We start from the raw sequence: 6,467 nt of genomic DNA, 5'->3' as shown, positions 1-6,467 counted from the left end.
TATGTTTTTTCCTCATTAATCCCTCCACTCCAAATTTCTCAAATACCTTTACCCATCTTTTTAATGGTGAACTGCTTTTCATACCGTGCTTCCTTGCTAATATATCATAACCCAATTTTCCATCTTGATATTCTTTTACTAGCATTAATTTAAATTGTTCACTATATTTAGCCATAAAAATACACCCCAAAAGTTAGAATTTCACTCTAACTTTTGGGGTGCAGTACATTTCTCAATAGAAATCCGAACTTTTATTTTAGTTGAGTAGAACAAACATCGCTGTGGAAATATACTCTCTTTCCGCAGGCACGGCTTCAGCTAACTCATTAAAGCAAAAAAACGCTTTAATGAGTGGATCTTCAGCTCGCGCTGTTCCTGCAGGACAAGGAACGCTTCGGCAGCGAAACATCGCACGAAGAAAATAGCTTTTTATTTTCGAGGAGTATCGTATATTTCCACAGCTAATTTATTTGCTCAAAAAAACGGATAATGATCCTTAAATAAGGTATTATTATCCGTTTTCTACTGATCTTTATTTAGTTTTGCACAACCTCTTTTTATATAAAAAGCATTATTAGGCTACTACGTCATATCCTTGCTCTTCAATAGCATCTGTTAGTTGTGCTTTTGTTACTTGGTTTTCATCAAATGTCACGTCAACTGTCCCAGCTTCTAAATTTACTGTTGCTTCCGTCACGCCTTTAAGTTCATTTAATGCACCTTCTACACTTGTTTTACAATGTCCACATGACATACCTCTTACTTCTAAAGTTAGTTCTTTCATTTTATCTCACCTTTCTTATAGTATATTGAAGCTAATTAAAGCTTTACTCTTTTTAATCGCAATGCATTTGACACAACACTTACAGAACTGAACGCCATAGCCGCTCCTGCTACCCATGGAGCAAGTAAACCTACAGCTGCAATAGGAATGCCTGCACTGTTATAGGCTAAAGCCCAGAATAAATTTTGTCTAATATTTTTCATTGTGGCTTTGCTCATTTTTAATGCTTTGGGAAGTAAGGTTAGTTCTCCACCAAGAATAGTAACATCGGCTGCTTCAATTGCTACATCAGTTCCTGTACCGATCGCAATACCAATATCAGCTACGACTAGTGCTGGAGCATCATTAATTCCGTCTCCAACCATCGCAACTTTTTTACCCTCTGTTTGGATTTTTTTCACTTCATCTGCCTTTTGTTCAGGAATAACTTGAGCAATTACTTTATCAATTCCAACTTCATTTGCAATTGCTTTTGCTGTTGTTGGGTTATCACCAGTGAGCATAACTAATTCTATCCCTGCATCTTTCAACTGTTTTAATGCTGTTTTTGCAGTCGGTTTAACTGTATCTGCTACCGCAATCATTCCTTGATAGCTTCCATCTACTGCAATAAGCATCACTGTTTTTCCTTCCTCTTCTAGTTTGTGCATATCTGAAAGGAAGTCTTCAGCTGAAATAAGATGCTTTTCTAATAACCTTGGCGTACCTACCAATACTTGACGATTATCAATGACAGCTTCAATACCATAGCCAGGTATCGCCTCAAAACTTTCTGTGTCTTTGATTTCCACTTGCTCTTGCTTACCATAATGAACAATCGCTTCTGCAAGCGGGTGTTCAGAACTATTCTCTGCACTAACCACTAAGGATAAGACATCTTTATTTCCACTAAAATCTGTTACCGATGGCTTCCCTTTTGTAATGGTTCCTGTTTTATCTAAAATGATTGTATTAATTTTTCCTGTTTGCTCTAAGTGTTCTCCACCTTTGAATAAAATACCCACTTCTGCTGCTTTACCTGTTCCCACCATGATTGATGTCGGTGTTGCTAGGCCAAGCGCACATGGACAAGCAATAACTAAAACAGCAATTGCAGCAACTAATGCATCAGATACGACGCCCGGATTGACTAAGGTAAACCATACAATAAAGGTTATAATAGCAATCCCTACAACGATAGGCACAAATATACCAGAAATAACATCTGCCATCCGTTGAATTGGTGCTTTAGATCCTTGCGCTTCTTCAACAATTTTAACAATATTAGACAGTGCAGTATCTTTTCCTACTTTAGTCGCTTTAAATTGAATTGTTCCATTTTTGTTGATTGTTGCGCCAATAACAGAATCGTCAACTTTTTTCTCAACAGGAATAGACTCTCCTGTGATCATCGATTCATCCAATGCGGTGGTTCCTTTAGTAATCATACCGTCTACCGGAATCTTTTCACCCGGTTTAACAACAAGGATGTCACTTACCTGTACTTGATCCACAGGTATCATTTTCTCTTCTCCATTGATTAAAACTCTTGCTTCTTTAGCTTGTAAATCCAATAACTTAGAAAGTGCTTGAGTAGTTCTTCCTTTAGCTAATGTTTCGAAATATTTACCTAATAGAATTAAAGTAATTAAAATAGCACTTGTTTCAAAATATAAATGCGGTTCATATGCAGGATTACCAATTGTTTGAAAACCTTCATAAACACTATAAAAGTAAGCAGCACTTGTTCCTAAAGCTACTAACACATCCATATTTGCTGAACCATTTCTTAAGTTTTTATATGACCCGACATAAAACTGCCATCCAATAATAAATTGAACAGGAGTCGCTAATGCCATCTGAAACCAAGGATTCATAAGAAAATCCGGCATTGGCGCATTAAATAAATGAACGCCCATTGTAAATAATAACGGGATGGACAAAATAGCAGAAATAATTAGCTTCGTTTTCATTTTCTTTATTTCTTGTTGTTTTCGATCTTCCTTTTGCTTTTCTCCGGCTTGCTGTCTCGCACCGTATCCTAGTTTTTCAATACGTTCTATTAATTCTTCTTCACTCACTAGGCCAGGGTAATAAGAAACATTTGCGACTTCACTCGATAAATTAACAGAAGCATTAGATACTCCGTCCATTTTGTTCAAAACCTTCTCGATTTTATTTGAACAAGCAGCACAAGTCATTCCTGTTACATCAAAAGCTACCTTTTCAGGAGTGACACCATAACCTAGCTTCTCAATCTTGTTAACGATTTGTTCAGAGCTTACACTGTCTGAATCGTATTGAATCGATGCGTTTTCTAATGCCAAGTTTACTTTCGCATCAATTCCTTCCGTCTTATTCAAAACTTTTTCTATTCTAGATGAGCACGAAGCACAGGTCATTCCTGTAATCGTGACATTCATTTTTTTATTTTCGCTCATAGTAAAACTCCTTATTTTGAGAACTGCTTCACTACTTTCATTAACTCATCAATCGACGCTTCACCATTACCTGATTGAATGGCATTTGCCACACAATGTTTTGTATGATCTTCCATCAAAGAATAACCAACTTTTTTTAACGCTGCATCTATTGCTGATATTTGGACAAGTACATCGACACAATACCGGTCTTCTTCCACCATTTTTTGTACACCACGAACTTGACCTTCTATTCGTTTTAATCGATTAATAACACTTTGTTTCTGTGCATCTGTACGATGGTCAACTTTGTGATCTGGATGTAAATCAATATTATTTATTTGATCCATAGAAAACATCCTTTCTTTCCTTATTCACCTCTATACTATACCCCTCTACGGTATAAAGTCAAGTGGTCTTTCTTTTTCTTTAAAAAGAAACAGGACTAACCGTGTTAGAGGTTAATCCTGCTTTTTTACTGCACCTTATTCTTTTGTATGATTCATTTCATCTTTTAGTCGTTGTCAGAGGAGAACGGGGTTTTCGTTCTTTTTATTTTCAGATACCTCCAAATAATAAGTGGAACGAGCATAAGTGATAGATAAGCTCCAGTTAAGCCTAATACACCATAACTGGAATTAGCAACAATCACACTTGATGAGATACTACCAATGGAGCCACCAATTGCCACACCTACATCGATTGTTCCTTGGATTTTTGCTCGGTTTTTTATTGTTGTGGCATCCACGACGATTGCGGTTCCACTTAACACACCAAAATTCCAGCCTAAACCTAACAAAACAAGTGACAGTGTAATTAATCCAATCGCATTGCCAGGAGCAAATGCTGCAATTACTCCTGCAAGTGATAATATTAACGCACCTGCAACAACCATCTTCATTCTACCAAGTTTATCCACTAGCGTTCCTGTAACAAGCGATGGTAAATACATGGCAGCTATATGAAGCCCGATGACAAACCCAACCGCAGATAACGCACTTCCATTTTGTTCGATGTGTATTGGCGTCATTGTCATAATACCGACCATAATCACTTGTGCCAAAATTAATACAGTGGCACCAACTATAATACCTGATCGTTGGATGCCATCATTTGGTTGATATTGAATAGCAGTTTCTGTTTCTGATTGCTTCCTATTCTCAATTGCACGCGCAACAAGTAATGGATCTGGTTTCAAAAAGAAATAAAATACGATTCCTGCTAGGCTATAGGCAACCATCGCAAGTAAAAATGGTCCAGCTAGTGTCGGCATACCTAACCTTTCAGCTATATGCCCCATTGGGGTAACAAGATTAGGACCAGCTACAGCACCAAATGTTGTTGCAACCATTGCGATACTTGCAGCTTTTGCTCTTTGTTTTTCTCCTGCTAGATCAATACCAGCATATCTTGCTTGCAAATTTGTTGAAGTACCAGCACCATATATAAATAACGAAATTAAAAGAAACACTACATTATCTATATTGGCAGCTATAACAACCCCTAGTGCTCCTAATCCGCCAGTTAAAAAGCCAAAAGAGAGCCCAATTCTTCTTCCACGTGCTTGTGTAATTCGACCAACAAGATAAGCAGAAAATGCCGCTCCTAAAGTAAACAGTGCAGTAGGTAATCCTGCTAAGCTATCCACGCCTAACATTTGTTGTGCTAACAATGCACCAACTGTTATTCCAGCGGCTAAGCCCGCACCACCAAGCGTTTGAGAAAGTAATATTACTGCTAATGTTCGCTTATATAAAGCTTTTTGTAAATCAGGCGAACCTGCTATTTCTTCTATATCTTCAGTTTTAAATGTAAACATTAATTATTCTCCTTCAAACCTCATCAAGCTTATACAGATTTTGATAGTAAGTATGACATCTTATTTTTATCGACTTGCTTTACAATGCCCTGTAATGTCTGTTTTTTCAAATGATTTTCCATTTTCTTTTCTGCTTCTTCCATTACTTCTTGAATCAGACAATGATGATGATCATGTAAATCATTATTATTTAAACGACAATTAAATAACGTTGCTGACCCTTCAATTGCATGAATTATTTCTAACAACGTAATATCAGTCGTATCTTTTATTAATTGATATCCTCCCTTTACGCCTGGTGTAGATTGTATAAAGCCTGCTTTAACTAAATTGGTGAGTACTTTAGACAAGTATGTTGGTGATACATTTTGAAATTCAGCCAAAGGTCTGACACCAATCGTTTTTTCTTTTGGTATTAAAGCAAGAAAAACCATTGAATGAAGTGCGTAATTCGTCGCTTTTGAATATTGCATGTTTAGTCTCCTAATTATAGATTTAATGTATCTATAATATCCTCTTTATTTTTTCACGTCAATCTATTGTTCTTATAAGTTTTTCACTACTATATTTAATACTTTTCACCGTTAAATTTCCAAGCGCATTCTAGTGACCTCTCAATTAAAACGGAATTGTTCTTATTTACAAAACGGAATACTTACGATATAATACTAAAGAAATTTACATAGAAAGTCTGGTGTTTACATTGACATCTCCTATCGTTCGTTTTAATCATGTAAGCTATGCTTATGAATCAAAGCATGCTTTACAGGATATCAACCTTGACATACCAACTGGTGCATTTTTAGGATTAGTCGGACCAAATGGCGGGGGAAAAACAACTTTAATCAAATTATTGCTCGGCTTATTAAAGCCGCAACAAGGTTCTATTGAGTTATTTGGCGAAAAAATAGAGAATTTTAAAAAATGGAATAAAATCGGTTTTGTTTCTCAAAAAGCTAATTCATTTAATCGAGGCTTTCCGGCTACTGTTAGAGAAGTTGTTTCAACTGGATTAACTGCCAATGTTGGTTATTTCCGCTTCTTCACAAAGCAGCATAAACAAAAAGTCGAGCATGCTGTCGATTTAGTAGGCATGAAGGAATATTTAGATACTAATATCGGTTCACTTTCAGGTGGTCAACAACAACGTATATTTATTGCTCGTTCATTAGTAAGCGACCCATCACTACTTATCCTTGATGAACCTACCGTTGGAATTGATACAGAGAATGTAAAGAAATTTTACGATTTACTTCATCAATTAAATGAAGAGAACAACATTAGTTTACTACTTGTTTCTCATGACATTGGCACAATGACAAAACATGCCAATGGAATTGCTTGTTTAAATAAGCAGCTACATTTTCATGGAGACACGGAAGCATTCGCTCGCCTGTCAGACAATCAATTATCTAATTTTTACGGGCACCCGCTACAGGTAGTAACACATCAACATGAACATTAA

7 protein-coding genes are annotated in these 6,467 nt (G+C 36.4%); 1 reads left to right on the top strand and 6 read right to left on the bottom strand.

Translation table 11 applies throughout. The features are described from left to right. The 6 genes from HP569_RS14625 to HP569_RS11375 form a co-directional block, all read right to left on the bottom strand. A partial coding sequence (locus HP569_RS14625; RefSeq protein ID WP_182199881.1) for a transposase occupies window positions 1-175 on the bottom strand: 175 nt, incomplete at its 3' end. Window positions 176-574: 399 nt separating this feature from the next. Continuing rightward, entirely contained in the window at window positions 575-784 is a 210-nt protein-coding gene (gene copZ / locus HP569_RS11395; protein WP_182201304.1) for a copper chaperone CopZ, read from the bottom strand. Between the two features lie 35 nt (window positions 785-819). Further along, a complete protein-coding gene (locus HP569_RS11390; protein WP_182201303.1) occupies window positions 820-3,204 on the bottom strand; it encodes a heavy metal translocating P-type ATPase in 2,385 nt (794 codons plus the stop codon). Between the two features lie 11 nt (window positions 3,205-3,215). Next, the gene (locus HP569_RS11385; protein WP_281366459.1) at window positions 3,216-3,533 is read right to left on the bottom strand and encodes a metal-sensitive transcriptional regulator; all 318 of its coding nucleotides are present in this window, start codon (window positions 3,531-3,533) and stop codon (window positions 3,216-3,218) included. A gap of 164 nt (window positions 3,534-3,697) precedes the next feature. Further along, the gene (locus tag HP569_RS11380; RefSeq protein ID WP_182201302.1) at window positions 3,698-5,002 is read right to left on the bottom strand and encodes an MFS transporter; all 1,305 of its coding nucleotides are present in this window, start codon (window positions 5,000-5,002) and stop codon (window positions 3,698-3,700) included. Between the two features lie 29 nt (window positions 5,003-5,031). After that, window positions 5,032-5,475, bottom strand: a complete 444-nt coding sequence (locus tag HP569_RS11375) for an Rrf2 family transcriptional regulator (RefSeq protein WP_182201301.1) — start codon at window positions 5,473-5,475, stop codon at window positions 5,032-5,034. A 230-nt stretch (window positions 5,476-5,705) separates the two neighbouring features. Here HP569_RS11375 and HP569_RS11370 point away from each other — a divergent pair, with 230 nt between their 5' ends. Continuing rightward, entirely contained in the window at window positions 5,706-6,467 is a 762-nt protein-coding gene (locus HP569_RS11370; protein WP_182201309.1) for a metal ABC transporter ATP-binding protein, read from the top strand.

The organism is Paraliobacillus salinarum, assembly GCF_014083865.1.
Classification (GTDB): Bacteria; Bacillota; Bacilli; order Bacillales; family Amphibacillaceae; genus Paraliobacillus; species Paraliobacillus salinarum.
The sequence above is the reverse complement of the archived record's forward strand: the minus strand, read 5'-3'. Positions and strand labels throughout refer to the sequence as shown.

Coding starts and splice junctions, on each gene's coding strand:
- copZ (WP_182201304.1), bottom strand. CDS start 784: ATGAAAGAACTAACTTTAGAAGTAAGAGGTATGTCATGTGGACATTGT.
- HP569_RS11385 (WP_281366459.1), bottom strand. CDS start 3,533: ATGGATCAAATAAATAATATTGATTTACATCCAGATCACAAAGTTGAC.
- HP569_RS11390 (WP_182201303.1), bottom strand. CDS start 3,204: ATGAGCGAAAATAAAAAAATGAATGTCACGATTACAGGAATGACCTGT.
- HP569_RS11375 (WP_182201301.1), bottom strand. CDS start 5,475: ATGCAATATTCAAAAGCGACGAATTACGCACTTCATTCAATGGTTTTT.
- HP569_RS11380 (WP_182201302.1), bottom strand. CDS start 5,002: ATGTTTACATTTAAAACTGAAGATATAGAAGAAATAGCAGGTTCGCCT.